We start from the raw sequence: 26,813 nt of genomic DNA, 5'->3' as shown, positions 1-26,813 counted from the left end.
TCAGCAGTCCTCCTCGGGCATCGGCGGGGCGTCGACGTTGGCGCAGGAGTTGCCGAACGCCGGGTTCAGCAGGCCCACCAGGTTGGCGGTGTTGCCACAGACGTTGACCGGGATGTGCACCGGAACCTGGACGGAGTTGCCGGAGCCGACGCCGGGCGAACCGGCGGTGACGCCCTCGGCCGAGGCACCGGCGACGGCGGTGCCGGCGCCCGCGGCGACGATGCCGACGACGGCGCCCGCGACGGCGGCGGCCTTCTTGACGTTCTGCATGGGGTGATCTCCTCGATCAGGGAAGGGTGCCGGGCACCCGGCACGGAGGCCGGGTGCCCAGCGGGTGGTGCTGCGTCAGGTGCGGCTGGGTCAGCCGACGTTGGCGCAGGAGTTGCCGAACGACGGGTTCAGCAGGGCGATCACGTTCACGGTGTTGCCGCAGACGTTGACCGGGATGTGGATCGGCACCTGGATGTTGTTGCCCGAGAGCACACCCGGGGAGCCGGCCACGACGGCCTCGGCCTCGGAGCTGGCGAACGCGCCACCGGCGGAGCCGAGCACCAGGCCGGCCGCGGCGACGGAAAGGACAGCAGCCTTCTTGAAGCTACGCATGGGAAATCCTCCGTTTGAGCGGGCGAGCGGGAATGTCGCCCGAGAACTGGGGGTGTACCGTGTGGTGTCGCAATAGCGGCCCAAGTCCTGTGCGTCGCCCGTGGCTTGGGCGGTTCCGCGCGGCCGCTTCGTTCACGCCGCCCCCGTCATCAGTTCTCGCACGGTCGAGAACCGGACGCAATCGCGGCGCGCCCAGGAGGGTACGAATTGCCCCACCTGGAAGTCATGTCGAGCTGACGTTCGGTCAGGCTCAGGCGTTCAGGCAGGAGTTGCCGAACGACGGGTTCAGCAGGCCGATCACGTCGACGGTGTTGCCGCACAGGTTGACCGGGATGTGGACCGGGACCTGGACGTTGTTGCCGGAGAGCACACCGGGGGAGCCGGCCACGACGGACTCGGCCGAGGCACCGCTGGTGTGGCCGTGACCGTGGGCGGCGGCGGCAGCGGCGCCGCTCAGCAGCAGGGCCGCGGTGGCGGCGGTGCCGAGGGTGCCGTAGGCGAGCTTGCGCATGGTGCGAGTCCCATTTCTTGCGGTGGTTCGATGCTTCGGGATGGAGCCTGTTTCGCCAGGAAGAACGACGCAGCGCGCGGGGGGAAACGGGCGGATCCGAGCAGTGCGGGAGATCACCCGAATGCCACCACTGCTGCAAGCGGGTGAATGTCGGCGAGGGTGCGCAACCCGTCCGGGCGGGGCTCGTTGGAGTCGACGCACGCCCGTGCGCTTCCATGCTCGTCCGCTGTTGGTACGGCACCTGGAAGAACTGATCTACGAGGAGACTCACATGAGCGTCAAGAAGGTCGCCACCGTCGGCGCCGCTGTCGTTGGCATCGTCGCGGCCGGTGCGGGCACCGCGATGGCGAGCAGCTCCGCCGAGGGCGTCACCGCGGGTTCCCCCGGTGTCATCTCCGGCAACTCCGTCCAGGTCCCGGTTCACGTTCCGGTCAACCTCTGCGGCAACTCGGTCAACGTGATCGGCGCCCTGAACCCGTCGTTCGGCAACTCCTGCGCGAACGTCGGCTGAATTCAGCCGCGTAGCACCTGAGTTGTACCCGGACAGCGCCTGACGCCGCGCGCGTCGGTCGCCTCTCGGTCGATTCCGCCGTACCCGAGCCGCCGTCCCCGCCTCCCCTCCTGAGGCGGTGGGCGGCGGCTCCGCGTCGTGCAACCACCGTGTGCACGAGGCTTGTTGCGTTACCTGTCAGTACCTAGCATGTGAGCCAGGCTCACCTTTTCCGGGCCTGCACCACGCACCAACTCCGGTCCCCCACCCTCCAGGAGTCACGCGTGCTCAGCTCACCACGCCGCACCGCCCTGCCGGCCGTCGCCGGCCTGCTGCTCGCCCTCGTGGCCGGCCTCCCCACCGCCGCCGCGAGCGCCGCCCCCGCCGCGCCCGTCAACGCCAAGCCGGCCGCCATCGTCGCCCTCGGCGACAGCGCCATCTCCGGCGAGGGCGCCGGGACGGACACCAACGACGCCTACACCCCCGGCACCGACACCCCCACCAACTACTGCCACCGGCACGGGAAGTCGGAGATCTTCGTCACCGACATCCCCGGCGTCACGCCGGTGGACCTGGCCTGCTCCGGCGCCCAGACCGGCGACCTGGTCAGCGACCCCGAGCTGGCCAAGGTCACCGGCCCCGGCAGCGGGGACTTCGGCGAGGAGAAGCAGGACGTCCAACTCGCGCGCACCGCCGCCCAGTACGACGTCAAGCTGGTGGTCGTCACGATCGGCGCCAACGACGACTTCGACTTCAGCGGGATCATGATGAGCTGCCTCCAGCAGTACTTCCCGGTCCCCAAGGACAAGGGCTGCCGGGACACCATCGGCAGCGACGCGATCACCGCCCGGGCCGAGCGGGTCAAGCCCAAGGTGGTGGCCGCGCTCACCAGTGTCCGCACCACCATGCGGGCCGCCGGATACGCCGACTCCGCCTACCAGTTGGTGTTCCAGTCCTACTTCACCCCGATCACCCCGGACATCCGGCGCAACGACTACGTCGGCAAGGTGGCCGACGGCTGCCCGGCCTTCCCCGAGGACCTGGCCTGGGGCCACAACTGGGTGGTGCCCACGCTGAGCGACGCGCTGCGCGAGGCCGCCTCCCGGGTGCCGGGCGTGCGCTACCTCGACCAGCGCCGGGTCTCCTACGGCCACGAGGTCTGCGCGGGCTGGACCAGCTCGCCGTACGAGTACACCAACGGCGACGTGATCGACCTCTCCGAGCGGGACCGCAACGGCTGCGACCACGAGATCGGCATCCCGGGCGTCTGCATGAACATGGTGCGGCAGTCCTATCACCTGCGGGTGGCGGGCTACCGCGGCGAGGGCGTCTGCCTCAACCAGTTCTACCAACGGCCGGAGCTCACCGAGGCGTTCTGCACCCTCAACCCGCAGAACACCACCTCGATCCAGCCGCTGACCCCCGGTCAGCCCTTCCCCGACAAGCCCGAGGCGGGCTCCTGGTACCAGCTCACCAACCTGGCCACCGGGCAGGTGCTGGACTTCTCCGGCGGCGGCACCTACGGCGACTCCACCAACGGCCGGGCCGCGATCGGCTACCGGGCGACCGGCGGGCTGAACCAGTCCTTCGTCCTCAACTCCCGCCCCGCGGGCGGCTTCTCGCTCGCCTTCAGCGGCAACGAGGGCATGTGCCTGGACGCCACCGGCGGCTCCACCGCGGCCGGCACCCGGCTGCTCCAGTGGGGCTGCCACGGCGGCGACAACCAGCGCTGGCTGGTCCGCCCCGCGGCCGCCGGGGGCTACGAACTCGCCTCCCCCGTCGACCAGTCCAAGGTGATGGCGCTCTCCACCGCCAAGGACGGCCAGGGCAACCGGGTGGTCGAACTGGCCACCGCCACCGGCGCGGCAGAGCAGCGCTGGCAGCTCACCAAGCTGGGCATCGCGTACCTGCCCTGATCACCCGACCACCTGAATGGCCTTGGGGCCCGGCCCGTGGGGGGCCGGGCCCCACGGCTCACACCGCCTCGCCGACCACCCGGGGCAGCCAGTCCGTCAGCTCGGAGAAGTGGTAACCGAGCTCGCGGCTGCGGGAGTTGTCCATCCCGTAGTAGTGCCCGAAGGAGAACGGCGAGGGCTCGGGGCCCTCGGCGAAGCGGGCGGCGGGCAGCCCCTGGCGCTCCAGCAGGGCGCAGAGCTCGACGACGTCCACCTCGCCGGTGGAGCAGGCGTTGACCGGACCGGTGAACTCCTGCTCCACCGCCCAGGCCAGGAAGCCGGCGATCTCGCCGTACTCGGCGAAGGTGGCCGGGGCGGCCGGGCGGTGCACGGCGATCTCCCGGCCCGCGCGCATCCGCTCCGCGTAGTGCGCCAGCCGTCCGGTGAAGTCGGCCGCGCCGCCGCCGAGCACGTGCGCGGTGCGCACCGCCACGTACGGCAGCTCGGTCTGCCGGGCCAGCACCGCCTCGGCCCGCCGCTTGCCCTCGGCGTAGCCGTCGCCGGCGGGCTCCGCGCCCGGCCAGGCCGCCGCGTCGAACTCCCCTTCCCCCAGCGGCTTTCCGGGCACTCCGCGGACGTGGTCGTAGACCTCGCAGGTGGAGGTCATCAGGTACCGCCCGGCCCGGCCGCCGAAGACCCGCAGCGCCACCTCGGCCTGCTCGGGCCGGTAGAGCACCTGGTCCAGCACCACGTCGAACTCCGAGCCGCCGAGCGCCGCGGCCAGCGCGGCCTCGTCGTCCCGGTCGGCCCGGACGTGCCGCACCCCGGGCGGGGCCTCGGCCGAGCCGCGGTTCACCAAGGTCACCCGGGCGCCGCCGTCCCGCAGCAGCTCCACCACTCGCCGGCCGAAGTACCGGCTCCCGCCGATCACACAGATCTCTCGCATGGAGACCACCAACCCCCGGCGGCCCCGATCTCTTCCAAGATCGACAGTCCAGAGAGCGGTTCAACTGCTGGACAGCCCTGCGGGCGCGGCGGCGGATCGAGCAGGATCGGGCACCACCTCGCCTTCCGGGAGCCCGTGATGCCCAGCCCTGCCAGCCCCGCCCAGACGGTCGCCGCCGACCCGATAGCCGCCGACCGGATCGCCGCCGTCGCCGAGGAGCACGGCACCCCGGTCTGGATCTACGACGCGGAGACCATCCGGGGCCAGATCGCCCGGCTGCGCAGCTTCGACACCATCCGGTACGCCCAGAAGGCCAGTTCCAACACCCACCTGCTGCGGCTGATGCGGGAGCAGGGCGTGGCGGTGGACTCGGTGTCGCTGGGCGAGCTGGAGCGCGCGCTGCGGGCCGGCTACCAACCGCGGGGCGAGGACGAGCCGGTGGTCTTCACCGCCGACCTGCTGGACCGGGCCACCCTGCGCCGGGTGGTCGAGCTGCGCGTGCCGGTCAACGCCGGCTCCCCGCAGATGCTCGACCAGCTGGGCCAGGCCTCCCCCGGGCACCGGGTCTGGATACGGATCAACCCCGGCTTCGGGCACGGCCACAGCCGCAAGACCAACACCGGGGGAGAGCAGAGCAAGCACGGCATCTGGCACGAGCATCTCGCCGAGGCGCTGGAGCTGGTGGACCGTCACCGGCTCGACCTGACCGGCTTCCACATGCACATCGGCTCCGGGGTGGACTACGGCCACCTGGAGGCGGTCTGCGAGACCATGCTCAAGCAGGTCCGCCTCGCCGGGCGGGACGTCCGGGCGATCTCGGCGGGCGGCGGGCTCTCGGTGCCGTACGCGCCGGGCGAGCCCGAGGTGGACACCGAGCGGTACTTCCGGATCTGGGACGCGGCCCGGCAGGAGCTGGCCGCCGAACTCGGCCACCCCGTCCGGCTGGAGATCGAGCCGGGCCGCTTCCTGGTCGCGGGCTCCGGGGTGCTGGCGGCCGAGGTGCGGGCCCACAAGCCGGTCGGCTCCAACCACTTCGTGCTGGTGGACGCGGGCTTCAACGACCTGATGCGGCCCGCGATGTACGGCAGCGCCCACCGGGTCAGCGCGATCCGCGACGGCGCCCCGCTGACCGCCCCGGCGGTGGACACCGTGCTGGCCGGCCCGCTCTGCGAGTCCGGCGACGTCTTCACCCAGGCCCCCGGCGGCGACGTGCTCGCGGTGCCGCTGCCCCGGGTGGAGGTCGGCGACCTGGCGGTCTTCCACGACACCGGGGCCTACGGGGCGAGCATGTCCTCCACCTACAACACCCGCCCGCTGATCCCCGAGGTGCTGGTGGACGGCGAGGAGACCCGGCTGATCCGCCGCCGCCAGACGGTGGAGGAGCTGCTCGCCCTGGAGGCCTGACGCCCCGGGGCTGAGCCCCGCAGGGGAACGGCAGCACCTGCAACTGGCTGATGGTGAGTCAGCTGCAGGTCGGCCGCCTCCCGGAGCGCGCAGTTCCTCGCGCCCCTGCGGGGCTCAGCCCCAGGGTGACACCTGCTACTCGTGCCGCAGTGCGCCGGGCCGGACCAGCCGGACCAGGGCGGGCAGGCCGGCCGCCGTGACCAGCAGCACCGCGCCCGCCGCGCAGGCGGTGAGGGCCAGCATGGAGCCCCAGTCCATCAGGAACTCCAGCCCGGCGGTGTACTGGAGCACCGCGCCCATGCCGAGTCCGGCGAGGGCGGCCAGTGCCAGGCCGAGGGCCATCGGGATGGCGGTCTGCCAGAGCACCGAGGCGGCCAGCACCCGGCGCCGGGTGCCGAAGGCGTACAGCACGCCGAGGATCCGCCGCTGCTCGCGAAGCCGCTCCAACTGGCCGACCAGCAGGCTGACCGCGACCAGCAGCAGGGTCAGCCCGGCCCCGGCGGTGAGCACCCGCTTGACGGCCAGGTAGGTGTGGTCCTGGTCCTGCATCAGCGGGTGGCCGGTCTCCGAGAGCGGGGAGATCACCATGGCGTCGGTGGTCAGCCGGGCCAACGGCTCGGCCGCCGAGGGGTCCATCGCGACCAGCACCGTCGCGGGCTGGCCGCGCAGGATGCCGGCCGGGGCCGCGCCGGGGGTGAGCAGCAGGATGCCGCCGGGCTTGAACACGTCGTCCGGGTTGACGCCGACCCGGCTCGGCACCGTGGCGGTGATCGCCGGGACGGTCCACTCCGGAGCCTGCCCCTCGCCCTGGAAGGTCATCGCCCGGACCTTGGCCCCGGGCTCCAGGGCCGATCCGGCCGCCGCCCGGCCGGTACCGGTCGGGCCGGTCAGGAAGGCGTCGCCGTCCTTGCAGCCGGGCAGGGTGGCGAACTCGGCCAGCACCGCGCAGCCCGCGATCCGGACCTCGCCGCCGTCCCACTCCCGCCCGGGCGGGCCGTAGAGCGGGAACTCGGTGAAGCCGGCCGTCCTGGCCACGCCGGTGGAGCGGCCGAGCCGTTCGGCCAGCTCCTGGGAGCGGGCGGCGCCGCCGGGGAAGTCCACGGTGTGCTGGTAGACGAAGTCCCTGCTGCCGGGCTGGCGCACCGAGTAGGCACCGCTGACCCCGAAGAACAGCGTCTGCAGGGCGATCGCGCCCGCCACCGTGACCACCACACCGCTGACCGCGGTGGCCGCCGGGCCGGCGCCCAGCTGGAGCCGGCGGACCGCCAGCTGCCAGGAGAGCGGCCCGCCCCGGGCCCGGTGGATGAGCGCCTCGACCAGCCAGGGCAGCAGGGTGCAGACCGCCAGCAGCATCAGCAGCACGCCGAAGGAGACCAGCAGCGAACCGAAGGTGCTCTGCACGGGGTTGAGCAGGCCGTCCCGGTCGTCGAAGCCGGGGCCGGTGGGGCCCGGGAGCATCATCGCCCCGGCGGTCACCAGCAGACCGAAGGCGGCCAGGGCCAGCCGCCACCAGATCCGCCGGCGCTCCCGGCCGGTGCGCCGGACCACGCCCAGCGGATCCACCGTCACCCGGCGCATCGCGCCCAGCGTCACCAGCACCGCGAGCGCGGGCACGGCCAGCGTGACCGCGAGGGCGATCGCCGGGTGCGGGGAGACGTCCCCGGCGTAGAAGCTGAAGCCGGCCACGGTGACGTTCTCCAGCAGCTGACGGCCGCTCAGGAAGAGCACCAGCCCGAGGGCGAGCCCGAGCACCGAGCCGACCAGCGACTCGCCGGCCGCGAACCAGGCGGTCATCCGCCGGTCCGCCCCGGCCAGCCGGAGCGCGGCCAGCCGGCGGTCCCGGCGCTCGCCGCCGAAGCGGGCGGCGGCGGCCAGGAAGACCCCGACCGGGGCCAGCATCACGATCAGGCCGACCACGTTGAGCAGAACGAGCCGCGAGTCCATCTCCTTGGGCGGGGAGAAGTGCCCGAACTCCTCGACCCGCAGGGCGCCGCCGTCCACGGTCAGCGCGTCCGAGCCGAGCGCGTAGGCGTACTGGCCGGGGCCGAGCAGCCCGTCCGGGCCGATGGTGCCGGTCACCGGGTAGGGCAGCCGCTCCCGGAGCAGCTCGCTGCCGGGCTCGGCGAGCAGCCGGGCGAGCGCGGGCGAGACGGCCATCCTGCCCGGCTCCGGGAACGCGGCCAGGCCCGGGGGGAGGGCGGCGTGGGCGCCTTCGCGGCGCACCACCCGGCCCCGGACGGGCGCCCCGTCGAAGACCGTGTCGGCCCGGGCGAGGAGCACGCTGCGGTCGGTGGCCGCGGGGATCCCGTCGTCCCCGAAGGTGTCGTTCTGGAGGTACAGCCGCTGGTTGCGGTGCTCGATGATGCCGGGAAAGGAGGCGGTGAAGAGCAGCAGCGCCACACCGAGGGCGACCCCGGCGGCGGTCAGCAGCAGGCGGCCCCGGCCCTCCCGTCCGCTGCCCAGCGCCAGCCGGGCGCCGAGCGCCAGCTGCGCGGTGGCCCGCAGGCGGCCGGGCCGCTCCGGGCGAGTGGTGGTGCTGCTCATGCGGCGGTCTCCAGATCGGTGGTGCGGCCGTCGGTGGTGCGGCCGTCCCGGACCACGATCTCGCGGTCGGCGTACGCGGCCACCCGGGGCTCGTGGGTGACCAGCACCACGGCGGCGCCGGTCTCCTTGGCGGCCGAGGCCAGCAGGGACATCACCCGCTCGCCGTTGAGCGAGTCCAGCGCGCCGGTCGGCTCGTCGGCGAAGACCACCGACGGACGGGTGATCAACGCCCGTGCCACGCCGACCCGTTGGCCCTGCCCGCCGGAGACCTCGCCGGGCCGCTTGGCGGCCAGCTCGGCGACCTGCAGCCGCTCCAGCCACTCGGCCGCCTCCCGCTCGGCCGCGGCCCGGCGGACGCCGTTCAGCCGCAGCGGCAGGGCGACGTTCTCCAGGCAGCTCAACTCCGGCACCAGCTGGCCGAACTGGAACAGGAAGCCGAACTCGGTACGGCGCAGCTCGCTCAGCTCGGCGTCGCTGCGGTCGGTCAGCTCGCGGCCCCGGTGGCTGACCGAGCCGCCGTCGGGGCGGGTGATCCCGGCCAGGCAGTGCAGCAGGGTCGACTTGCCCGAGCCCGAGGGGCCCATCACGGCGAGGATCTCACCGGCCCCGACGGTGACCGAGGCGTCGCTGAGGGCCTGGGTGGGGCCGAAGGTCTTGGTCAGGCCCCGGGCGGACAGAAGCGTGGCAGGCGAGGTCATTCGCACGGCTCCGTGTGGTTCGGTCGGGCCCATACCCCTCCGGCGGCCCGCTGCGGCCGACTATACACACGAGGTATACACCGAGTGCATAGGGGCCCGGCAGGGCAGACCAGGGGCGCGAGGAACTGCGCGAGTTCGGAACGCGGCCGAGCGTGAGGTCGGGGCACACGAGTCAGTTGCACGTGCTGCCGTTCCCCAAGGCCAGGGCCGCAGCACGTGCAACTGGCTGACGTGCCCTCAGTTGCAGGTGGGGTGCCTTCCGCCTCGCGCAGTTCCTCGCGCCCCTGAGCGCCTGCCCTGCCGGGCCCTGCTGCGGGTCAGGACAGGAGTTCGCGGACGGCCTTGGCTTCGGGGGCGCCGAGGCGGTCGAAGAGGGCCAGGGCGGCGTGCAGGCGGCCGCGGTCGCCGGTGGCGCGGCCGAGTACGGTCTGGGCGAGTGCCTGGCCGTAGGTGTGGCCGACCTCCTCGGTGATCTCCAGGGCGCGGGCGGCCAGCCCGACCGCCTCCGGGCGCCCCTGGTCGAGGCGGCACTCGGCGAGCCGGGCCAGGGTCAGCCCCTCCCAGTCCCCGGTGCCGTGCGTGCGGAACAGCTCCAGCGCCTCGGTCAGCCGCTCCGCGGCCGCCGCCGGCTCCCCGGCCTGCCGCAGTACGCAGCCGTACTGGTAGAGCACCCGGGCCAGCCCGGAGCCGTCGGCCACCTCCCGGGCGTCGCGGGCGGCCCGCCGGGCGTCCGCCACCGCCCGCTCCGGGTCGCCCAGGGCCAGCCGGACCCGGGAGATCGCCGAGAGCACCCGCGCGGCACTGCCCCGGTCTCCGGTGCGCTCCGCCAACTCACGTGCTGTCAACAGCAGTTCGAGGGCCTGCTCGGGCCGCCCGGTGGCCAGTCGGAGCACCCCGAGGGCGTTCGCCGCCAGGTGCCGCCCGACGGTGTCGCGGGCCCGCTCGGCCAGTTCCAGGCTCCGGGCCAGCTGACGCTCCGCCACCCCGTAGGCGTCGGTGCCGTAGTGCAGCACCCCGGCCAGGTAGTGCGCCCGCCCCTCGGCGGCCGGGTTCCCCTGCTCCCAGGCCGCCCCGGCCGCCAGCTCGATCAGCCGCTGGAACTCCTGACGGTGCGCCGGGCCCTCCACCAGGCCGTACCAGACCAGCAGCAGGTCCACCGCGGGCCGGGCGCCCGAAGGGAGTTCGCGCAGGGCCCGCTCCACCGTCCCGGCCAGCAGCGAGTGCCGCTCGCGCAGCCAGCGCCGGGCCGCCGCCGCGTCGGCCAGCGGTAGCCCCGGGCCCTCGGTGGGGTGCAGGCCGTGGTGCAGTGCGTGGTCCGGCTCGATCAGCCGGGCGGCGTTCACGGCGGTGGCCAGTAGGTGGTCGAGCAGCCGGGCCAGCGCGGCCTGCCGGCCCTCGACCGGGTCCAGCTGTTCGGAGAGCCGCCGGGCGTACTGCCGCAGCAGGTCGTGGTACCGGTAGCTGCCCGAGCCGTAGGGCTCCAACAGCCCGGCGTCCAGCAGGAGTTCGGCCAGGTCCTCGGTCTCCTCGGGGGTGTGCCCGAGCAGTGCGGCGAGCGCGTCCAGCGGCAGCTCGACCGCCTCGGCGACAGCCGCCATCCGGAAGGCGTGGGCCGGTCCGGCCGCCAGCTCGGACAGGCCCAGCTCCAGGACCGCCTCCACGGCGGGCCCGCCACCGGCCCTCGGCTCGCCCGGCCACCGGTGCGCCGCCCGCAGCCGCTCGGCCAACTCGCTTGCGGAAGGCCCCGGTTCGGCTGCCCGCAGCCGCCCGGCCGCGATCCGCACCGCCAGCGGCAGGCGGCCGCAGAGCTCGACCAGTTCGCGGGCGGCCCGCGGCTCGGCCGCCACCCGCTCGGGGCCGGCCACCGCCGCCAGCAGCTCCACCGCCTCCCCGGCCGGCAGCGCCTCCAGCTCGAACTGCCGGGCCCCGGGCGGCCGCAGGGAGCGCGAGCGGCTGGTGACCAGCACCGCGCAGCCGCCGCCGGCCGGCAGCAGCGGACCGATCTGCCCGGTGCCGCGGGCGTCGTCCAGCACCACCAGCACCCGGCGGCCCGCGAGCAACGACCGGTACAGCGCGGCCCGTTGGTCCACGTCCTCCGGGATCGAGGCGGGCGGGACGCCCAGGGTCTGCAGGAAGGCCGCCAGTACCGCCCCGGCCTCGGCCGGGGTCGGGCTCGCCCCGTGCAGGTCGGCGTGCAACTGGCCGTCCGGGAAGCGCTCCTGCACCCGGTGCGCCACGTGCACCGCCAGCGCGGTCTTGCCCACCCCGCCCGGGCCGGTCACGGCGCAGACCGGCACCGCGCCGGCCGGATCGGGCCGCAGGCAGCTGTCGAGCTCCTCGACGGCCTCCCGGCGCCCCGTGAAGTCGGCCACGTCGGCGGTCAGTTCACGGGGCGTCGGCAGGCCGGGGGCGGCGGCCGGGCGCAGCGAGCGGGGCAGCCGGGGCGCGGTGGTCCGGCCGAGCGGGTCCCGTGGGGCCGGGACGGTGTGCGGCGGGCCGTCCCGGTGCTCCGCGCCGTCCGCGTGCCCAGCGCCGTCCGCGTGCACCGCACGGCTCCGCAGGGCCGGCTCGGCCGAGCCGTTCGGGCCCTCCGGGCCGGGGACGTCCAGGCTGGGGCGGTCCAGCGGCGGGCGGTCCAGCACCGGGCCGTCCAAGGTCGGATCGGCCGTCAGGATGCGTCGTTGGAGGTCCGCCAGCCGCACCCCCGGCTCCACCCCGAGCTCGGCCCGGAGCAGCCGCCGGGCGTCGGCGAACACCCCTAGCGCCTCGGCCTGCCGCCCGCTCCGGTACAGCGCCAGCATCAGCTGCGCCCGGGGCCGCTCGCGCAGCGGGTGGGCCGCCGCCAGGGTCTGCAGCTCGGCCACCGCCTCGGCCGGCCGGCCGGCCGCCAGCAGGCAGTCCAGCACCTCCTCCTGGGCGCGCAGGCGCAGTTCGGTCAGCCGGGTGCGCTGCCGCTCCGCGTACGGGCCGGGCACCCCGGCCAGCGCCGTGCCGCTCCACTCCGCCAGCGCCCGGCTCAGCGTCAGCTCGGGCCGAGGCCCGTCCGCCGTCACCGTGCGGCCCCGGCCCCGGCCCGGGGCCGCACGGCCGACTGCGGCGGCCTCCGCCAGCAGGCGTTCGAACCGGTGCGCGTCCACCGTCACCGGTGCCACCGCGAGCGTGTGGCCGCCGGGCCCCGACCGCAGGAGCGGGCCAGGGGCGCGACCCGGCGCGCGGCTCGGCGGTTCGGGCTCCAGGACGGCGCGCAGCCCCCCGAGGTACCGGCGCAGTGCCTCCGCCGCGCGCTCCGGCGGGCACGGCCCCCAGAGCGCCTCCACCAACTCCTCGGTGCGGACCGGCCGGCCCGGGCTCAGCAGCAGCACGGCCAGCACGGCCCGCTGGCACGGCGGTCCGAGTTCCAGCTCACGGCCGTCCAATCGGGCGCGCACCGGTCCCAGCAACTGGAAGCAGAGGCCCTCGTCCGGATCCGGCCACTCCGGCCCGGCCAACCCCTCCGGTCCGTGCCCGGGCACGGCCGGTACCGGTGCCCCCTCGGGCTGTCCGCCCGGGGCGGTGCGCTCCGCCATGTGGTCCCCCCACTGTTCGCTCCGCCCACGTCCTATCCCCGTTGTCCGGAGCGGGCGGCCCCACGGTACACCGGAGTCCCGGCGTTGATCGTTTGTTGGGCGGAGCCCGGCAGGACGGCCCGGCCCGAAATCCCGACCGGGAGGGAACCCGCGTCATGAGCCGGCATCGGCCCCCGCCCGCGATCGTCCCCGAGGAGGAGAAGCGCAGACGGATCCGATTCCGTCACACCCCCGCCCGGCCCCGTGCCCGCCCGGTCGGACGGCGCCCCTCCGCTGACGGATCGTCAGCTCCCTTCCGGGGCAGCCGGGTCGGGGCGGGGGAACTGACGGAGTCACCGGCCGCCCCTGTCGGCGTGCTGCCCGCCTCGGCAGGCTGAGGCCGACCGAGAAGGAACCGACGGGGAGTCGTGACACCGTGCAGAAGACCATCAGAAGAGGCCTGTTCAGCTTCCTGGCCGCAGTGGCCCTGACGGCGACCACCGCCGCGCTCCCGGCCGGGGCGACGGGCGGGGCGGCGGACGGGGCGGCGGACGCCCCGGCCGGGGTGCCGGCCACCGCCGGCGGGTACCTGAAGTTCTGGGACACCTTCCAGGACGGCTTCAAGTCCCAGGGCCCGGACGCCAAGTGGAAGTTCTTCGCGACCGGCGACCGGCCCGAGGGCGACGGTGTCCCCACCACCTCCGCCCAGGGCCTGACGGTCGCACCGGGCGGCCGCAACCCGCTCACCGGCAAGCCCGCCTTCACCTACACCACCGGCCAGGAGCACACCGGCGGCGCCGGCACCGCCGACCACGTCAAGTGGTACGCCTACGCCAACACCACCGCCTCCACCGGCTACCCCGGCTTCGACGCGGTGCCGGGCCAGAAGCTCACCTGCGGCTCCCGGATGGCCGCCCGCACCTACGGCACCGAGCGGCACCCGTTCGGCGCGGCGGTCACCGACCCGCAGAGCGACCTGCGGCTGGCCTCCGGCGCGGTCTCGATGGTGGACTTCGAGTCGCTGATGGTCTTCGACTTCTTCGTCACCAACAGCAAGCTCTACGCCTTCTACGAGCGCCTCCCGCAGCCGGGCCACACCTACGCCGCGTTCTCCTACGCGGTCCCGGTGGCCGACCGCCGGCCCGGCCAGAAGCACGACCTGTCGATCTCCTACGACCGCGCCGCGGGCACCGTCTCCTACCGGGCCGACGGCCGCGAGGTCTACAGGGCCGCCGACCTCGGCTTCCGCCCGGCCGACCGGAGCAACCTGGTGCTCGACCTCGGCGGCACCGAGGAGAAGGTGACGCCGCGCCAGCTCTCCTGCGGCATCGCGATGTTCACCATCCTGGACGGCGGCAGCGCCACCGGTCCGGGCCTGGCCAGGCTGACCGACCAGCCGGGCACCTACTACGCCCCGGCCACCGGCGCGCCGACCCCGCAGACCTTCGTGGACGAGCAGAGCCTGCCGGCCAGTCGCCTCTGGGGCCAGGGCGCCCGCCTGGACGTCGAGCGGGTCACCGTCACCTCGTTCTGAGACCGCACCCCGAGGAGCTGACGCCTCGTCCGGTCACGGCCAGACGAGGCAGTACAGCTGGTGGCCCGCGTCGTGCAGGCGGTTGGCGAAGTCCTGCCACTCGTGCAGCATCGTGTAGATGACGAAGGCGTCCCGGGGCCCGCGGCGGTCCGGGACGGTGGACCAGATGAAGGCGGCGGCGCCGAGCTCGGTCTCGTCGGCCTTGCGGAGGGGTTCGACCACGGTGTGGGGGAGCTGGACCACGGCGTAGTCGGGGTGGAGTACGACCAGCTCCAGCGGGGGGACCTGGTGGAGCGGGACGCCCTGGATGCCGGTGAGGACCATCGCGGACATGGTCTCGGGCTTGATCTTGGTGGACAGGTGTCCGTTGGGTGAGCCGCTGGTCTCCATCAGGTCGCCGAGGCGGCCGAGCGAGCCGAGCTCTCCGGCGTCCAGGCCCAGGCCGCCGGGGCCGAGGGCGGTGGGGACTCTGGCGGCGGTGGCCCGGTCGGGTGCTCCGAAGTACTTGTAGGTGACTCCCACGCTGCCTTCACCCCGCTTTCCCCTGCCCGAACCCGCACCCCCACCAGCAGCACCGGCCCGCCAGGCACGCCGACGGGAGCCACCCGCGGCCTCCTCGTGGCCGTCCTGCGCCTCGGACACTCGGACCATCCTCACCGGAATTCGCCGGAATCGACAGACCCCCGCACGCTCGGTGTCCCTCCGAACGTGCCAACTACCCGCTCCACGCCGTCGTACACGGCCTGCCGGTCACATTCCGACGTGCGTGTGCAGCGGCGGACGGACCGTCAGATGCGGGGCGGTACGGACAACCGTACCGACGACACTACAGACCGTACAGTCCGGTTCGGTCACACCCCGGCACATCTCCGATCATCGTTCCAGATGTTCGGGTCCGACATGCGGAGGTCCAGGACACGATTTGAGACCATGTCCGGGTGACCAACCCGAAGAACTACCCCTACGAGGCCCCGCGGAGCCAGTCGCTGTTCGACCGCGCGTCGGTCGTGACCCCCGGCGGCGTCAACTCCCCGGTGCGCGCGTTCCGCGCCGTCGGCGGCACCCCGCGGTTCATGGTGTCCGGCACCGGCCCCTATCTGACCGACGCGGACGGCCGCGAGTACGTGGACCTGGTCTGCTCCTGGGGGCCGATGATCCTCGGCCACGCCCACCCGGCGGTGATCGAGGCCGTGCAGCAGGCGGTGGTCCGCGGCACCTCCTTCGGCACCCCCGGCCAGGGCGAGGTCGAGCTGGGCGAGGAGATCGTCGACCGGATCGCCCCGGTCGAGCAGGTCCGGCTGGTGTCCAGCGGTACCGAGGCGACCATGTCGGCGATCCGGCTGGCGCGCGGCTTCACGGGCCGGGCCAAGGTGGTGAAGTTCGCGGGCTGCTACCACGGTCACGTGGACGCGCTGCTGGCCGCGGCCGGTTCCGGCGTCGCCACCTTCGGCCTGCCGGACACCCCCGGGGTGACGGGCGCTCAGGCCGGCGACACCATCGTGCTGCCGTACAACGACCTGGCGGCGGTCCGGGCGGCCTTCGAGCAGAACCCCGGCCAGATCGCCTGCGTGATCACCGAGGCCTCCCCGGGCAACATGGGCGTGGTGCCCCCGCTGCCGGGCTTCAACAAGGGCCTGTCCGAGCTCTGCGCCGCCAACGGCGCGCTCTTCGTCTCCGACGAGGTGATGACCGGCTTCCGCACCTCCAAGGCCGGCTGGTACGGCGTCGAGGCGGCCCACGAGGGCTGGGCGCCGGACCTGTTGACCTTCGGCAAGGTGATGGGCGGCGGCTTCCCGGCCGCGGCCTTCGGCGGCCGTGCCGACGTGATGGGCCACCTGGCCCCGGCCGGCCCGGTCTACCAGGCGGGCACCCTCTCCGGGAACCCGATCGCCACCGCGGCCGGCCTGGCCCAGCTGCGGCACTGCACCGACGAGGTGTACGCCAAGGTCGACGCGGTCTCCGCGGAGATCTCCGGCCTGGTGAGCGCGGCCCTGGCCAAGGAGGGCGTGGCGCACCGCCTGCAGACCGCGAGCAACATGTTCTCGGTCTTCTTCCTCGACGAGGCCGTCACCAACTACGAGGAGGCGAAGCGTCAGGAGTCCTTCCGCTTCACCGCCTTCTTCCAGTCGATGCTGTCGCAGGGGGTCTACCTCCCGCCGTCGGCTTTCGAGTCCTGGTTCGTCTCGGCCGCGCACGACGAGCGCGCCGTGGAACTGATCGCCGCCGCCCTGCCCGCCGCCGCCCGCGCGGCGGCGGAGGCGCAGGCCTGATCCGGGGGAGCCCGAACAAGTGAGCAGCAAGGACATCACCGTCGTCCACCTGATGCGGCACGGCGAGGTGCACAACCCGGAGGGCATCCTCTACGGCCGCCTGCCGGACTACCACCTCTCCGACCTCGGCCGGCAGATGGCCGACCGGGTGGCCGAGGACCTGGCGGGCCGGGACATCACGTACGTGGTGGCCTCCCCGCTGGAGCGCGCCCAGGAGACCGCCGAGCCGATCGCCAAGTCGCACGGGCTGACCGTCGCGGTGGACGGGCAGCTGATCGAGGCGGACAACATCTTCCAGGGCAAGACCTTCGGGGTCGGTGACGGCTCGTTGAAGAACCCCTCGTACTGGAAGTACCTGACCAACCCGTTCCGCCCGTCCTGGGGCGAGCCGTACATCGAGCAGGCGGTGCGCATGATGGGCGCCCTCGCCAAGGCCCGGGACGCGGCGCGCGGCCACGAGGCGGTCTGCGTCAGCCACCAGCTGCCGATCTGGACCGCCCGCTCCTTCGCGGAGCGCCGCCGGCTCTGGCACGACCCGCGCCGCCGGCAGTGCTCGCTGGCCTCGCTGACCAGCTTCACGTACGAGGGCGACAAGATCGTCTCGATCGGCTACCGCGAGCCGGCCCGTGACCTGCTGCCGGCCCACCTGGTCGGCAAGGGCAAGAAGGGCGACGCACCCGTGGGCAAGAGCTTCGGCGCCTGACGGGACGTCAACACCGGTTTGTCCGTTTTAAGGGGATCATAAGAACGATCGCCGCAGGTCAAGGGGGGTCCCACGGTCAACGTAGGACCCCCCTAAAACGGGCCCGGGAGCCATGCGAAACTTTTCACATGTCTGGGACGACCCGCCGCTTCCTCCGCCCCGCCGCCGCCCTCGCGGCCGCCGCCGCCCTGGCCCTCACCGGCTGCACGGCGGACTCCGCCAGCTCCGACGGCCAGACCGGTTTCGTCACCGGCAAGGGCGGTCTCGACACCGCCAAGGCGGGCTCCCGGGAGGTCGCCCCGGAGATCGGCGGCACCCTGCTCGACGGCGGCAGCGCCAAGCTCGCCGACTACAGGGGCAAGGTCGTGGTGCTCAACATCTGGGGCTCCTGGTGCGGTCCGTGCCGGGCCGAGGCCAAGGGCCTCCAGGAGGTCTGGGCCAAGTACCAGGACCAGGGAGTGCAGTTCCTCGGCATCAACACCAGGGACGCGGTGCCGGCCAACGCGGTTGCCTTCGAGAAGAACTTCGGCGTGACCTACCCGAGCATCTTCGACCCGGACGGCACCCAGATCCTCAAGTTCCCCAAGGGCAGCCTCAATCCGCAGTCCATCCCCACCACCATCGTGGTGGACCGCGAGGGCAAGCTGGCCGGCCGGGCGATGCGCGCCCTCTCCAGCGAAGACCTGGAGAGCCTGATCAAGCCCGTCGTGGACGAGGCGAAGTGAGCGCCGCACTCCTGGCGTCGTTCGGTCAGAACGAGACCGTGGCCAACGGTGCGATCCTGCTCGCCCTGCCGATCGCCCTGGCGGCCGGCCTGGTCTCCTTCTTCTCCCCGTGCGTGCTGCCGCTGGTGCCCGGCTACCTGAGCTACGTCACCGGCTTCTCGGCCGCCGACCTGGCCGACGCCAAGGGCGGCAAGCGCGGCCGGATGCTGCTCGGCTCGCTGCTCTTCGTCCTCGGCTTCACCGTCGTCTTCGTCTCGGGCGGGGCGCTGTTCGGCTTCTTCGGCAAGACGCTGCAGGACCACCAGCAGACCATCAGCGTGGTGCTGGGCCTGCTCACCATCGCGATGGGCCTGGCCTTCATGGGCCTGCTGCCCGGCTTCTCGATGCGCGAGCTGCGCACCCACCGCCGCCCGACCGTCGGCCTGGCCGGAGCCCCGCTGCTCGGCCTGGTCTTCGGTGTCGGCTGGACCCCGTGCATGGGCCCGACCCTGGCCGCGATCCAGGGGCTGGCCTGGAACCAGGCCTCGCCCGGGCGCGGCGCGCTGCTGATGCTCGTCTACTGCCTCGGCCTCGGCGTACCGTTCGTGCTGGCCGCCCTCGCCTTCCGTAGGGCGCTCGGTGCCTTCGGCTGGGTCAAGCGGCACTACCAGCTGGTGATGCGGATCGGCGGCGGCATGCTGGTCGCGGTCGGCCTGCTGCTGGTCACCGGTGTCTGGGACACCCTGGTCTCCGAGCTCCAGTCCTCCTTCGGCGACACCTCGATCGGAATCTGATGACCACCCACACCGACGTCGAGAGCGCCGAGAACGAGGCGGAGCGGCTGACCTCCGCCCCCGAGGAGGGCGACCAGGGCCCGGTCGGCATCGGCGTGCTCGGCTGGCTGCGCTGGACGTGGCGTCAGCTCACCTCGATGCGGGTCGCGTTGATCCTGCTGTTCCTGCTCTCGCTCGCCGCCATCCCCGGCTCGCTGATCCCGCAGACCGGCAAGAACGCCTTCAAGGTCGCCGCCTGGAAGGCCGACCACCCGACCGTCACGCCGGTCTACGAGAAGCTCCAGCTGTTCGACGTCTACAGCTCGGCCTGGTTCTCGGCGATCTACATCCTGCTATTCGTCTCGCTGGCCGGCTGCATCGTCCCGCGTACCTGGCAGTTCGTCGGCGTGCTGCGCTCCCGCCCGCCGGTCGCCCCGCGCAACCTGACCCGGATGCCGGTGCACGCCGCCTGGCACACCGGCGCCGACGCCAAGGCCGTCAACGCCGCCGCGTACGCGCTGCTGAAGAAGCGCGGCTTCCGCACCCACCTGGCCGACGGCTCGGTGGCCGCCGAGAAGGGCTACCTGCGCGAGGCGGGCAACCTGCTCTTCCACTTCTCGCTCTTCGCCCTGCTGGCCGGCTTCGCCTGGGCCAGCCTGGCCGCCGGCACCGGCGGCAAGCTGGTGATCGAGGGTCAGGGCTACTCCAACACCGCGACCCAGCTGGACGACTTCACCGGCTCGGCCTTCTACGGGGTCGAGGACCTGGACGCGTTCGGCTTCAAGCTGGACAACTTCACCTCCAAGTTCGCCACCTCCGGACCGCAGGCCGGCTCCGCCCGGCAGTTCACCGCGCACGTGCGGTACTGGAGCGGCAGCGACCAGTCCAAGCTGACCAAGGGCGACATCGAGGTCAACCACCCGCTGGAGGTCGGCAGTTCCAAGGTCTTCCTGATCGGCCACGGCTACGCCCCGGTCGTCACCGTCAAGAACGCCGCCGGCGAGAAGGTCTACTCGGGCCCGACCGCCTTCCTCCCGCAGGACGGCAACCTCACCTCCACCGGCGTGATCAAGGTCAGCGACTACGGGCAGAAGGACGGCCAGAAGACCCAACTCGGCTTCAACGGCTACTTCCTGCCGACCGCGCCGGAGAGCTTCGAGAAGACCGGCCCGGTCTCGCTCTTCCCGGCCGCCGCCGACCCGCTGCTGGTGCTCACCGCCTACGCCGGCGACCTGGGCACCGACTCCGGCCTGCCGCAGAACGTCTACCAGCTCGACACCAAGAAGCTCACCCAGCTCAAGCAGGACGGCGACCTCGCCCGCGCCCGCCTGAAGCCAGGTCAGGCCTGGACCCTGCCCGACGGCTACGGGACCCTCACCTTCGAGGGCTACCAGCAGTGGGCCAGCTTCGAGGTCTCCCACCGCCCCGGCAACGCCGTCGCCCTGCTCGGCGCGGTCTGCGCCATCCTCGGCCTGATCGGCTCGCTGCTCATCCAGCGCCGCCGGATCTGGGTCCGCGCGGTGGCGGGCTCCGACGGCCGCACCCTGGTCGAGCTGGCCGGCCTGGCCCGCAGCGAGTCCGCCAAGATCGCCGAGGAGCTGGCCGAACTCGCGGTCGAGCTCCAGGACGACGCCCCGGCCGTCGATGACGAAGACTCAGATTCCCCCGCCCGCACCGCACAGGACTCCAAGGAGTAGACGGTGAACCTCGCCGCGTCGGTCGACCCCAGCCTGGCCGACCTCTCGAACAAGCTGATCTACTCGGCCATGGCCGTGTACGTCATCGCCATGTTCGCCCACATCTTCGAGTGGACCTTCGGCAGCAAGGGAGCGGTCGCCGTCCGCTCCACCGAGCAGGCCGGGGTGGCCGCCGCGGTGGCCGAGTCCGAGCGCAAGGGCAAGGCCAAGAAGGTCACCGTCACGGTCGCCTCGGCCGGCGGCGGCACCACCACGCTGACCCGCACCGCCCTCGCCGACGCCGGGGCCACCGTGGTCACCAGCGGCCGCGGCGAGCAGGACGAGGACGGCCCCGGTGCCGCCGGCGGCAACGAGAAGGGCGACCTGGCCGGCCGGATCGCGATCTCGCTGACCGGCCTCGGCGTCCTGCTGCACGCCGGCGGCGTGCTCACCCGCGGCCTCTCGGTGATGCGCTGGCCGTGGGGCAACATGTACGAGTTCTCCTGCGCCTTCGCCCTCGCCATGGTGGTCGCCTACCTCGGCCTGCTGGTCGCCAAGAAGCCGGTCCGCTGGCTCGGCCTCCCGGTGATGGTCGCCGTCATCCTGACCCTCGGCCTGGCCGTCAGCGTGCTCTACACCGAGTCCGAGCAGCTCGTCCCCGCGCTCCACTCGTACTGGCTGGCCATCCACGTCTCCACGGCCATCTTCTGCGGCGGCGCCTTCTACGCGGCCTTCATCGCCACCGCCCTCTACCTCGGCAAGGACTCCTTCGACCGCCGGATGGCCGAGGGCAGGACCACCGGCCCGCTCGGCACCTCCGCCTCGATCTGGCGCCGCCTCCCGGCGGCCTCCACCTTCGACAAGCTGTCGTACCGGATCAACGCGATCGTCTTCCCGCTCTGGACCTTCACCATCGTGGCCGGGGCGATCTGGGCCGAGGCGGCCTGGGGCAAGTACTGGGAGTGGGACCCCAAGGAGACCTGGTCCTTCATCACCTGGGTGTTCTACGCCTGCTACCTGCACGCCCGCGCCACCGCCGGGTGGAAGGGCCGCAAGGCGGCGTACCTGGCGTTGTTGGCCTTCGCTTGCTGGCTCTTCAACTACTACGGCGTCAACATCTTCGTGACGGGGAAGCACTCCTACGCCGGCGTCTGACGCCCGGTCACATCCATCCACCTGTAGTACGAAGAGCGCGAGGAGGGCCGCACCCATGCCGGAGTGCGACGAGGTCATGCTGACCGTCCGAATCACCGCTGCGGAGAGAGCGCTGCTCCGGCGGCTGGCCCAGGGCCACCGGAGCGACGTCTCCGAAGTCGTGGCGGACGGCCTGCTCGACGTCCTGCCGACGCTGCACCGGCCCGCGGACGCCTTCAGGCTGCTGGCCGCGCTCGCGCCGCCGGCGCCGTGCGCCCAGACCGTCTGGCTGCCGGCCCCACTGGCCGACCTGCTCGTCCTCGCCGCCGCCCGGGTCGCCCAGCTAACCGGCGTCCGCCTCGGCTCCGCCTGCGCGGTCCTGGGCGCCACCGTCCGCCTCTGGCTCTCCCAGGACCCCCAGCACCTGGAGGCCAACCTCAGTGTCATGCACGCCGGCCGCCGCGCACTGGCCGTTGTGGCCTGACCGGCGTCGGGGAAATTGGTCACACCGGGGGCGCGAGGAACTGCGCGAATCGGAAGGCGGCTCACCTGCAACTGAAGCACCGTCAGCCAGTTGCAGGTGCTGCCTTTCCACCGCGCGCAGTTCCTCGCGCCCCCGGCATCACCATGTCGTCAACGGAGGAGGGACCCACGGGTCGGTGCGGGGCTTCGCCGAGGTGATGCCGTAGTCGGCCTTCAGGTCCTCGGGGATGGCGTACTGCATGACGCGGCCCCGGGTGAGGGAGCTGAGCTCCAGACGGGTGGTCAGTTCGCCGAGGTGGTCAAGGGCCCAGGCGGCGAGCGGGGAGGCGTCCTCCAGGCGTTCCAGGACGCCGAGCGCCGTCGGGGCGAGGGTGACGACCCGGTCCCAGGGGGAGCGGGGGACCTGGAGCCAGTCGGCGCTGGTGTCGCCGACCAGGAAGCGGATCAGTGCCGCCACGACGGGGTCGAAGAAGGTGCCGGGGACGACCTCCTCGTAGAGGTCGATGAGCTGCTTGGTGAGCAGCACCCCCTCCTCCGAGGGCCCCATGTGCCGGGCCATGTAGCGGTCGGAGAACTCCCGCGCCTGGTCCAGGTCGGCCGGCATGGCGTCGAGCCCGATCCCGAGGATCGCCCCGACGACCTTCCAGGCGTAGAAGTAGGCCTCGGCGCCCTCGTTGGACATGTGGATGCCCATCCGGTGCAGTGCGTCGAGCACCTGCACGGAGAACATCATCTGACCCCCGATCATGTCCTCCTGGCAGATCGGCACCCCGAGCGCCGCCTCGTCCCACCGCCCCTCCCGCCGCAGGTGGTGCCGGATCGAGGCGTGCAGCAGCCGGACCTTCTGGGCGGCGGGGAGGAAGCGCCCGCCGGCCTCGAAGGCGTCGGGCCGCATCAGGTAGAGGGTGAACTGCCCGGTCTCGGCCATCCGCTTCGAGGGGTAGGCCAGCGAGTGCGTCGCGCTGAGCAGCTTCGCGATGTGCGGGACGACGTAGCAGGCGGGCATCGAGGCGAAGGACAGCGCCGTGGAGATGTGCACGTTGTTGTCGATGAAGAAGAGCCGGGCCTTCTCCATCTGCTCCCAGTCGACCCACGAGGGCGGCACCGAGGTGGCCTCCAGGTACTCCCGGGCCTCCGCCGGGACGTCGTCCGGCAGTGGCTGGCCGCTCTGCGCGAACCAGCGCATCAGGGTGTTGAACTTGCCGACCTCGCCGCGCTCGAAGAGCGCGGCGACCACGGAGTCGGCGAGCGGGTCGCCGAGCAGCCGCAGGGCGTCCATCCGCTCGGGGGTGTAGGTCATCGGGTCCTCATTCGACGGAGGGTCAGGAAGTCCGCGCGGTGGCGGCGTCGACCAGCTCGCCCAGCGCGGCGGCCGGGGCGGGCGGCAGGGCCGTGGCGGCCAGGGCGGAGCGGGCGGCGGTGGTGCGCTCCTCGATCAGCTCCTCGACCCGGGCCCTGGCCCCGCTGCGGACCAGCAGGGCGCGCAGCTCCTCCAGCCCGTCGGGTCCCGGCCGGTCGAGCAGCTGCCGCAGCCGGGCCCGGTCGGCGGGGCCGGAGCGGTCCAGGGCGAGGGCCAGCAGGGCGGTGGGCTTGGCCCCGGCGAGGTCGTCCAGGTTGGACTTGCCGGTGTGCCCGGGGTCGCCGAAGACGCCGAGCAGGTCGTCGCGGAGCTGGAAGGCCTCGCCGAGCGGCAGCCCGTACGCGGTGAAGGCGTCGAGCAGGGCCGGGGGTGCCCCGGCGAGCAGGGCGCCGAGGTGGAGCGGGTGCTCGACGGTGTACTTGGCGGTCTTGTAGCGGACGATCTCCAGGGAGGCGGCCTCCGAGGCGGTGGCGCCGCGGGTGCGCAGCACCTCCAGGCACTCGCCGGCGATCAGCTCCCGGGCCAGCGTGGCCCAGAGCGGGCGGGCCCGGGCGAGGTAGCCGGAGGGCAGGCCGCAGGAGGCGAAGAGCTGGCCGGCCCAGGCCGTCAGCAGGTCGCCGACCAGCATCGCCAGGGCCCGTCCGGCGGCGTCCCGGCCGGGCCCGTCGGGGACGGCCTGACGGAGTGCCAGGTGGGCGGTGGGGGCGCCCCGGCGGACGGGGCTCTCGTCGATCAGGTCGTCGTGCACCACGGCCGCCGCGTGCACCAGCTCCATGGCGGTGGCGGCCCGCACCATGGCCTCGCTGTCGGGCTGTCCGGCCGCCCGCCAGCCCCAGTAGGCGAAGGCGGCCCGGAGCCGCTTGCCGTCGGCCACGGCGGCGGTCAACTGCTCGGCGACCGGCTTGAGTTCGGGGTCGATGGCGGTGAGCAGGGCGGTCTCCTCGGCCACGAAGGCCCGCAGCACGCCGTCCACCCGGGCCTTCAGCCCGCCGTCCCAGGCGGCACCGGCGTGGGGCTCAGCCACCTCCGGCAGCCTTCCGGTACGCCGCCGAGCGGCGGGCCACCGCCTCCATGTGCGGCTCCGAGCCGGTGGCGAGGCGGCCGAGCAGCAGCTCGCCGCGGGCCCTGAGGTCCTCCTGGCCGTCCGTCAGCAGCTCGTTGAGGTCGGAGCGGCCCAGCGTGCCGCGTAGCCGCCGCACCAGCCCCTCGGCCTGTTCCAGCCCCAGGTCGACCACTCCGGCGAGGAGTTGGACCGCCTCCGCGCCCCGGTCCGCCGGCCTTCCGTTCCCGCTCGCTGACACCATGCCTCTCCTTCACCCCGGTGCGTCCACGAATGGACCGAGCCTGGCAGGTGGAGCGGCTCGTTCCGAGTGGAGTTCACCGGTCCGGGTGAGGGCAGGCCGAAGCCCCGGCGCCCACCAGCACTGATGTGCTAGGACGGCACCGGGGCCTCGTGAGGGTGCGTCAGGCCGCCTGCTGCCAGCTGACCGGCGAGAAGTAGGCCGGGCGGCGCTCCACGCGCGACCAGGTGGCGATCGGCTCGACCACCGGGGCGGCCGCGGCGGCGGCCTGGGCGGCGGCCGCACGGGCCATCAGGACGGCGGTGAGGGCGGCCAGTTCCTCGTCGGAGAGCGAGCCGCGGACGATGCGGACAAGCGGTTCGGTGCTCATGGGTTCTTTTCTCCCCCGGCTGGACGTCTGATGGGTTCCGAGCGGCGAAACGCCGTGTTACATCGGCGGGTTGCCGTGCTTGCGGCTGGGAAGGTCGGCGTGCTTGGTGCGGAGCATGGCCAGCGCGGAGGCGAGCACGGTCCGGGTCTCGGCCGGGTCGATGACGTCGTCCACGAGGCCGCGCTCGGCCGCGTAGTACGGGTGCATCAGCTCGCTCTTGTACTCCTTGATCTTGTGCGCGCGCATCGCCTCCGGGTCCTCGGCCCCGTTGATGTCGCGGCGGAAGATCACGTTGGCCGCGCCCTCGGCGCCCATCACGGCGATCTCGTTGGTCGGCCAGGCGTAGGAGAGGTCCGCGCCGATCGAGCGGGAGTCCATCACGATGTAGGCGCCGCCGTAGGCCTTGCGCAGGATCAGCTGGATCCGCGGCACGGTGGCGTTGCAGTACGCGTACAGCAGCTTGGCGCCGTGCCGGATGATGCCCTCGTGCTCCTGGTCCACGCCGGGCAGGAAGCCGGGCACGTCCAGCATGGTCACCAGCGGGATGTTGAAGGCGTCGCACATCTGGACGAAGCGCGCGGCCTTCTCGCTGGCGTTGATGTCGAGCACGCCGGCCAGCGACTGCGGCTGGTTGGCGATGATGCCGGTGACGTGGCCGTCGATCCGGGTCAGCACGCAGAGCACGTTGGTCGCCCAGCGCTCGTGGACCTCCAGGAACTCGCCGTGGTCGACGATCTCCTCGATCACCTTGCGCATGTCGTACGGGCGGTTGCCGTCGGCCGGCACCAGGTCCAGCAGCGAGTCGTTGCGGCGCTCCACCGGGTCGTCGTTGGCGGCGACCGGCGGCATCTCGCGGTTGTTCTGCGGCAGCAGCGAGAGCAGGAAGCGCACCTCCTCGATGCAGCTCTGCTCGTCGTCGTAGGCGAAGTGCGAGACGCCGGAGACGGAGGAGTGGACGTCGGCGCCGCCCAGGCCGTTCTGGCTGATCTTCTCGCCGGTGACGGCCTGCACCACGTCCGGGCCGGTGATGAACATCTGCGAGGTCTCGCGGACCATGAAGACGAAGTCGGTCAGCGCGGGGGAGTACGCGGCGCCGCCGGCGCACGGGCCGAGCATCACCGAGATCTGCGGGATCACGCCGGAGGCCCGGGTGTTGCGCTGGAAGATGCCGCCGTAGCCGGCCAGCGCGGTGACGCCCTCCTGGATGCGGGCGCCGGCGCCGTCGTTGAGCGAGACCAGCGGGGCACCGGCCGCGATGGCCATGTCCATGATCTTGTGGATCTTCTGCGCGTGGGCCTCGCCGAGCGCGCCGCCGAAGATCCGGAAGTCGTGGGCGTAGGTGAAGACGGTGCGGCCGTGCACGGTGCCCCAGCCGACGATGACGCCGTCGGTGTGCGGCTTCTTGTGCTCCAGGCCGAAGCCGGTGGCGCGGTGGCGGCGGAACGGCTCGACCTCGTGGAAGGAGCCCTCGTCCAGCAGCAGGTCGATCCGCTCACGGGCCGTCAGCTTGCCCTTGGCGTGCTGGGCCTCGGTGGCCTTCTCGCTCGGGCCGCTCAGGACCTGGCCGCGCAGCGCGTGCAGCTCCGCCACCCGGCCCCGGGCGTCCGCCGGGGTCTCGATGGCCTGGCCATCGGCAGGAGCCTCGGGCACAACCGTCATCTCGAACCACTCCAAGTCTGGGGGAACTGTCCGGCTACGGGGCCGCTGTGGGCGGGCCCATCACTGCGAACACTTCTTCACCTACGACACTACGAGGGATCACGGGTCCGTCTCGGCGTCGATTCCGTACAAGGTCGAGCGCCAGAAGCTGTCAGGGCTGTACAGAAAAGGGCCCGGCCGAAGGTTCGGCCGGGCCTGTCACTGGTAGGG

24 protein-coding genes are annotated in these 26,813 nt (G+C 73.0%); 11 read left to right on the top strand and 13 right to left on the bottom strand.

The annotated features are described in order from the left end of the window. The 3 genes from ACZ6ZR_RS15355 to ACZ6ZR_RS15345 all read right to left on the bottom strand — a co-directional run bounded on the left by ACZ6ZR_RS15355 (nucleotide 1) and on the right by ACZ6ZR_RS15345 (nucleotide 1,114). The gene (locus tag ACZ6ZR_RS15355; RefSeq protein ID WP_465642589.1) at nucleotides 1-270 is read right to left on the bottom strand and encodes a chaplin; all 270 of its coding nucleotides are present in this window, start codon (nucleotides 268-270) and stop codon (nucleotides 1-3) included. 90 nt (nucleotides 271-360) lie between these two features. Then, the gene (locus ACZ6ZR_RS15350; RefSeq protein WP_465642588.1) at nucleotides 361-603 is read right to left on the bottom strand and encodes a chaplin; all 243 of its coding nucleotides are present in this window, start codon (nucleotides 601-603) and stop codon (nucleotides 361-363) included. 250 nt (nucleotides 604-853) lie between these two features. Beyond that, nucleotides 854-1,114 (bottom strand): chaplin, encoded by a 261-nt coding sequence (locus tag ACZ6ZR_RS15345; protein WP_465642587.1) that lies wholly within the window; start codon nucleotides 1,112-1,114, stop codon nucleotides 854-856. A gap of 271 nt (nucleotides 1,115-1,385) precedes the next feature. On the opposite strand from ACZ6ZR_RS15345, the gene ACZ6ZR_RS15340 reads away from it, so the two are divergent. Continuing rightward, on the top strand, nucleotides 1,386-1,625 hold the full coding sequence (locus ACZ6ZR_RS15340; RefSeq protein ID WP_345289284.1) for a chaplin: 240 nt from the start codon (nucleotides 1,386-1,388) through the stop codon (nucleotides 1,623-1,625). A 263-nt stretch (nucleotides 1,626-1,888) separates the two neighbouring features. Continuing rightward, complete coding sequence (locus tag ACZ6ZR_RS15335) at nucleotides 1,889-3,520, top strand: RICIN domain-containing protein (RefSeq protein ID WP_465642586.1); 1,632 nt, start codon at nucleotides 1,889-1,891, stop codon at nucleotides 3,518-3,520. A 58-nt stretch (nucleotides 3,521-3,578) separates the two neighbouring features. Here the strand turns inward: ACZ6ZR_RS15335 and ACZ6ZR_RS15330 are convergent, their stop codons facing one another. Further along, nucleotides 3,579-4,445: an NAD-dependent epimerase/dehydratase family protein gene (locus tag ACZ6ZR_RS15330; protein ID WP_465642585.1), complete on the bottom strand. Its 867-nt coding sequence runs from the start codon at nucleotides 4,443-4,445 to the stop codon at nucleotides 3,579-3,581. Between the two features lie 138 nt (nucleotides 4,446-4,583). Between ACZ6ZR_RS15330 and lysA the strand changes: the two genes are divergently transcribed. Beyond that, complete coding sequence (gene lysA / locus ACZ6ZR_RS15325) at nucleotides 4,584-5,849, top strand: diaminopimelate decarboxylase (RefSeq protein ID WP_465642584.1); 1,266 nt, start codon at nucleotides 4,584-4,586, stop codon at nucleotides 5,847-5,849. A gap of 135 nt (nucleotides 5,850-5,984) precedes the next feature. Here lysA and ACZ6ZR_RS15320 read toward each other — a convergent pair whose 3' ends face one another. The 3 genes from ACZ6ZR_RS15320 to ACZ6ZR_RS15310 form a co-directional block, all read right to left on the bottom strand. Continuing rightward, entirely contained in the window at nucleotides 5,985-8,393 is a 2,409-nt protein-coding gene (locus ACZ6ZR_RS15320) for an FtsX-like permease family protein (RefSeq protein WP_465642583.1), read from the bottom strand. After that, nucleotides 8,390-9,091 (bottom strand): ABC transporter ATP-binding protein, encoded by a 702-nt coding sequence (locus ACZ6ZR_RS15315; protein ID WP_465642582.1) that lies wholly within the window; start codon nucleotides 9,089-9,091, stop codon nucleotides 8,390-8,392. Before ACZ6ZR_RS15315 ends, ACZ6ZR_RS15320 begins: the two co-directional genes overlap by 4 nt. Nucleotides 9,092-9,408: 317 nt before the next feature. After that, nucleotides 9,409-12,657 carry an AfsR/SARP family transcriptional regulator gene (locus ACZ6ZR_RS15310; RefSeq protein ID WP_465642581.1) on the bottom strand — a complete coding sequence of 1,083 codons (3,249 nt, stop codon included), beginning with the start codon at nucleotides 12,655-12,657 and terminating at the stop codon, nucleotides 9,409-9,411. Nucleotides 12,658-13,072: 415 nt separating this feature from the next. On the opposite strand from ACZ6ZR_RS15310, the gene ACZ6ZR_RS15305 reads away from it, so the two are divergent. Then, a complete protein-coding gene (locus tag ACZ6ZR_RS15305) occupies nucleotides 13,073-14,170 on the top strand; it encodes a DUF6081 family protein (protein ID WP_465642580.1) in 1,098 nt (365 codons plus the stop codon). 33 nt (nucleotides 14,171-14,203) lie between these two features. On the opposite strand, the gene ACZ6ZR_RS15300 is transcribed toward ACZ6ZR_RS15305, so the two are convergent. Then, the gene (locus ACZ6ZR_RS15300; protein WP_057231582.1) at nucleotides 14,204-14,692 is read right to left on the bottom strand and encodes a hypothetical protein; all 489 of its coding nucleotides are present in this window, start codon (nucleotides 14,690-14,692) and stop codon (nucleotides 14,204-14,206) included. 416 nt (nucleotides 14,693-15,108) lie between these two features. Here ACZ6ZR_RS15300 and hemL point away from each other — a divergent pair, with 416 nt between their 5' ends. From hemL to ACZ6ZR_RS15265, 7 genes are all read left to right on the top strand, one after another. Then, nucleotides 15,109-16,440: a glutamate-1-semialdehyde 2,1-aminomutase gene (hemL, locus tag ACZ6ZR_RS15295; protein WP_465642579.1), complete on the top strand. Its 1,332-nt coding sequence runs from the start codon at nucleotides 15,109-15,111 to the stop codon at nucleotides 16,438-16,440. Between the two features lie 52 nt (nucleotides 16,441-16,492). Next, entirely contained in the window at nucleotides 16,493-17,143 is a 651-nt protein-coding gene (locus ACZ6ZR_RS15290; RefSeq protein ID WP_465642642.1) for a histidine phosphatase family protein, read from the top strand. A 128-nt stretch (nucleotides 17,144-17,271) separates the two neighbouring features. After that, nucleotides 17,272-17,868 carry a TlpA family protein disulfide reductase gene (locus tag ACZ6ZR_RS15285; protein WP_465642578.1) on the top strand — a complete coding sequence of 199 codons (597 nt, stop codon included), beginning with the start codon at nucleotides 17,272-17,274 and terminating at the stop codon, nucleotides 17,866-17,868. Next, nucleotides 17,865-18,641, top strand: coding sequence for a cytochrome c biogenesis CcdA family protein (locus ACZ6ZR_RS15280; protein ID WP_465642577.1), 777 nt, complete (start codon nucleotides 17,865-17,867; stop codon nucleotides 18,639-18,641). Before ACZ6ZR_RS15285 ends, ACZ6ZR_RS15280 begins: the two co-directional genes overlap by 4 nt. Continuing rightward, a complete protein-coding gene (gene resB, locus ACZ6ZR_RS15275) occupies nucleotides 18,641-20,317 on the top strand; it encodes a cytochrome c biogenesis protein ResB (RefSeq protein ID WP_465642576.1) in 1,677 nt (558 codons plus the stop codon). The genes ACZ6ZR_RS15280 and resB overlap by 1 nt, the downstream gene beginning before the upstream one ends. A gap of 3 nt (nucleotides 20,318-20,320) precedes the next feature. Continuing rightward, nucleotides 20,321-21,451 (top strand): c-type cytochrome biogenesis protein CcsB, encoded by a 1,131-nt coding sequence (ccsB, locus tag ACZ6ZR_RS15270; RefSeq protein ID WP_465642575.1) that lies wholly within the window; start codon nucleotides 20,321-20,323, stop codon nucleotides 21,449-21,451. Between the two features lie 55 nt (nucleotides 21,452-21,506). Continuing rightward, nucleotides 21,507-21,914 (top strand): hypothetical protein, encoded by a 408-nt coding sequence (locus tag ACZ6ZR_RS15265; protein ID WP_465642574.1) that lies wholly within the window; start codon nucleotides 21,507-21,509, stop codon nucleotides 21,912-21,914. Between the two features lie 138 nt (nucleotides 21,915-22,052). On the opposite strand, the gene ACZ6ZR_RS15260 is transcribed toward ACZ6ZR_RS15265, so the two are convergent. The 5 genes from ACZ6ZR_RS15260 to ACZ6ZR_RS15240 all read right to left on the bottom strand — a co-directional run bounded on the left by ACZ6ZR_RS15260 (nucleotide 22,053) and on the right by ACZ6ZR_RS15240 (nucleotide 26,603). Then, a complete protein-coding gene (locus ACZ6ZR_RS15260; RefSeq protein WP_465642573.1) occupies nucleotides 22,053-23,213 on the bottom strand; it encodes an oxygenase MpaB family protein in 1,161 nt (386 codons plus the stop codon). Nucleotides 23,214-23,235: 22 nt separating this feature from the next. Then, entirely contained in the window at nucleotides 23,236-24,297 is a 1,062-nt protein-coding gene (locus tag ACZ6ZR_RS15255; RefSeq protein WP_465642572.1) for a polyprenyl synthetase family protein, read from the bottom strand. Continuing rightward, nucleotides 24,290-24,577, bottom strand: a complete 288-nt coding sequence (locus ACZ6ZR_RS15250) for a hypothetical protein (protein WP_465642571.1) — start codon at nucleotides 24,575-24,577, stop codon at nucleotides 24,290-24,292. Before ACZ6ZR_RS15250 ends, ACZ6ZR_RS15255 begins: the two co-directional genes overlap by 8 nt. Nucleotides 24,578-24,737: 160 nt before the next feature. Then, the gene (locus tag ACZ6ZR_RS15245; RefSeq protein WP_465642570.1) at nucleotides 24,738-24,944 is read right to left on the bottom strand and encodes an acyl-CoA carboxylase subunit epsilon; all 207 of its coding nucleotides are present in this window, start codon (nucleotides 24,942-24,944) and stop codon (nucleotides 24,738-24,740) included. Nucleotides 24,945-25,001: 57 nt separating this feature from the next. Then, entirely contained in the window at nucleotides 25,002-26,603 is a 1,602-nt protein-coding gene (locus ACZ6ZR_RS15240) for an acyl-CoA carboxylase subunit beta (protein ID WP_465642569.1), read from the bottom strand. Nucleotides 26,604-26,813 lie beyond the last annotated feature (210 nt).

Source organism: Kitasatospora sp. NPDC088742 (assembly GCF_055584905.1).
Note: the sequence above shows the minus strand (reverse complement) of the source record. Positions and strands in the feature narration are given on the sequence as shown.

Excerpts from the sequence above, each read along its gene's own strand:
- ACZ6ZR_RS15260 (WP_465642573.1), bottom strand. The coding sequence starts at position 23,213 with ATGACCTACACCCCCGAGCGGATGGACGCCCTGCGGCTGCTCGGCGAC.
- ACZ6ZR_RS15245 (WP_465642570.1), bottom strand. The coding sequence starts at position 24,944 with ATGAGCACCGAACCGCTTGTCCGCATCGTCCGCGGCTCGCTCTCCGAC.
- lysA (WP_465642584.1), top strand. The coding sequence starts at position 4,584 with ATGCCCAGCCCTGCCAGCCCCGCCCAGACGGTCGCCGCCGACCCGATA.
- ACZ6ZR_RS15285 (WP_465642578.1), top strand. The coding sequence starts at position 17,272 with ATGTCTGGGACGACCCGCCGCTTCCTCCGCCCCGCCGCCGCCCTCGCG.
- resB (WP_465642576.1), top strand. The coding sequence starts at position 18,641 with ATGACCACCCACACCGACGTCGAGAGCGCCGAGAACGAGGCGGAGCGG.
- ACZ6ZR_RS15290 (WP_465642642.1), top strand. The coding sequence starts at position 16,493 with ATGCGGCACGGCGAGGTGCACAACCCGGAGGGCATCCTCTACGGCCGC.
- ACZ6ZR_RS15330 (WP_465642585.1), bottom strand. The coding sequence starts at position 4,445 with ATGCGAGAGATCTGTGTGATCGGCGGGAGCCGGTACTTCGGCCGGCGA.
- ACZ6ZR_RS15345 (WP_465642587.1), bottom strand. The coding sequence starts at position 1,114 with ATGCGCAAGCTCGCCTACGGCACCCTCGGCACCGCCGCCACCGCGGCC.
- ACZ6ZR_RS15265 (WP_465642574.1), top strand. The coding sequence starts at position 21,507 with ATGCCGGAGTGCGACGAGGTCATGCTGACCGTCCGAATCACCGCTGCG.
- ACZ6ZR_RS15315 (WP_465642582.1), bottom strand. The coding sequence starts at position 9,091 with ATGACCTCGCCTGCCACGCTTCTGTCCGCCCGGGGCCTGACCAAGACC.
- ACZ6ZR_RS15320 (WP_465642583.1), bottom strand. The coding sequence starts at position 8,393 with ATGAGCAGCACCACCACTCGCCCGGAGCGGCCCGGCCGCCTGCGGGCC.
- ACZ6ZR_RS15310 (WP_465642581.1), bottom strand. The coding sequence starts at position 12,657 with ATGGCGGAGCGCACCGCCCCGGGCGGACAGCCCGAGGGGGCACCGGTA.
- ACZ6ZR_RS15355 (WP_465642589.1), bottom strand. The coding sequence starts at position 270 with ATGCAGAACGTCAAGAAGGCCGCCGCCGTCGCGGGCGCCGTCGTCGGC.
- ACZ6ZR_RS15240 (WP_465642569.1), bottom strand. The coding sequence starts at position 26,603 with ATGACGGTTGTGCCCGAGGCTCCTGCCGATGGCCAGGCCATCGAGACC.
- ACZ6ZR_RS15350 (WP_465642588.1), bottom strand. The coding sequence starts at position 603 with ATGCGTAGCTTCAAGAAGGCTGCTGTCCTTTCCGTCGCCGCGGCCGGC.
- ACZ6ZR_RS15250 (WP_465642571.1), bottom strand. The coding sequence starts at position 24,577 with ATGGTGTCAGCGAGCGGGAACGGAAGGCCGGCGGACCGGGGCGCGGAG.
- ACZ6ZR_RS15340 (WP_345289284.1), top strand. The coding sequence starts at position 1,386 with ATGAGCGTCAAGAAGGTCGCCACCGTCGGCGCCGCTGTCGTTGGCATC.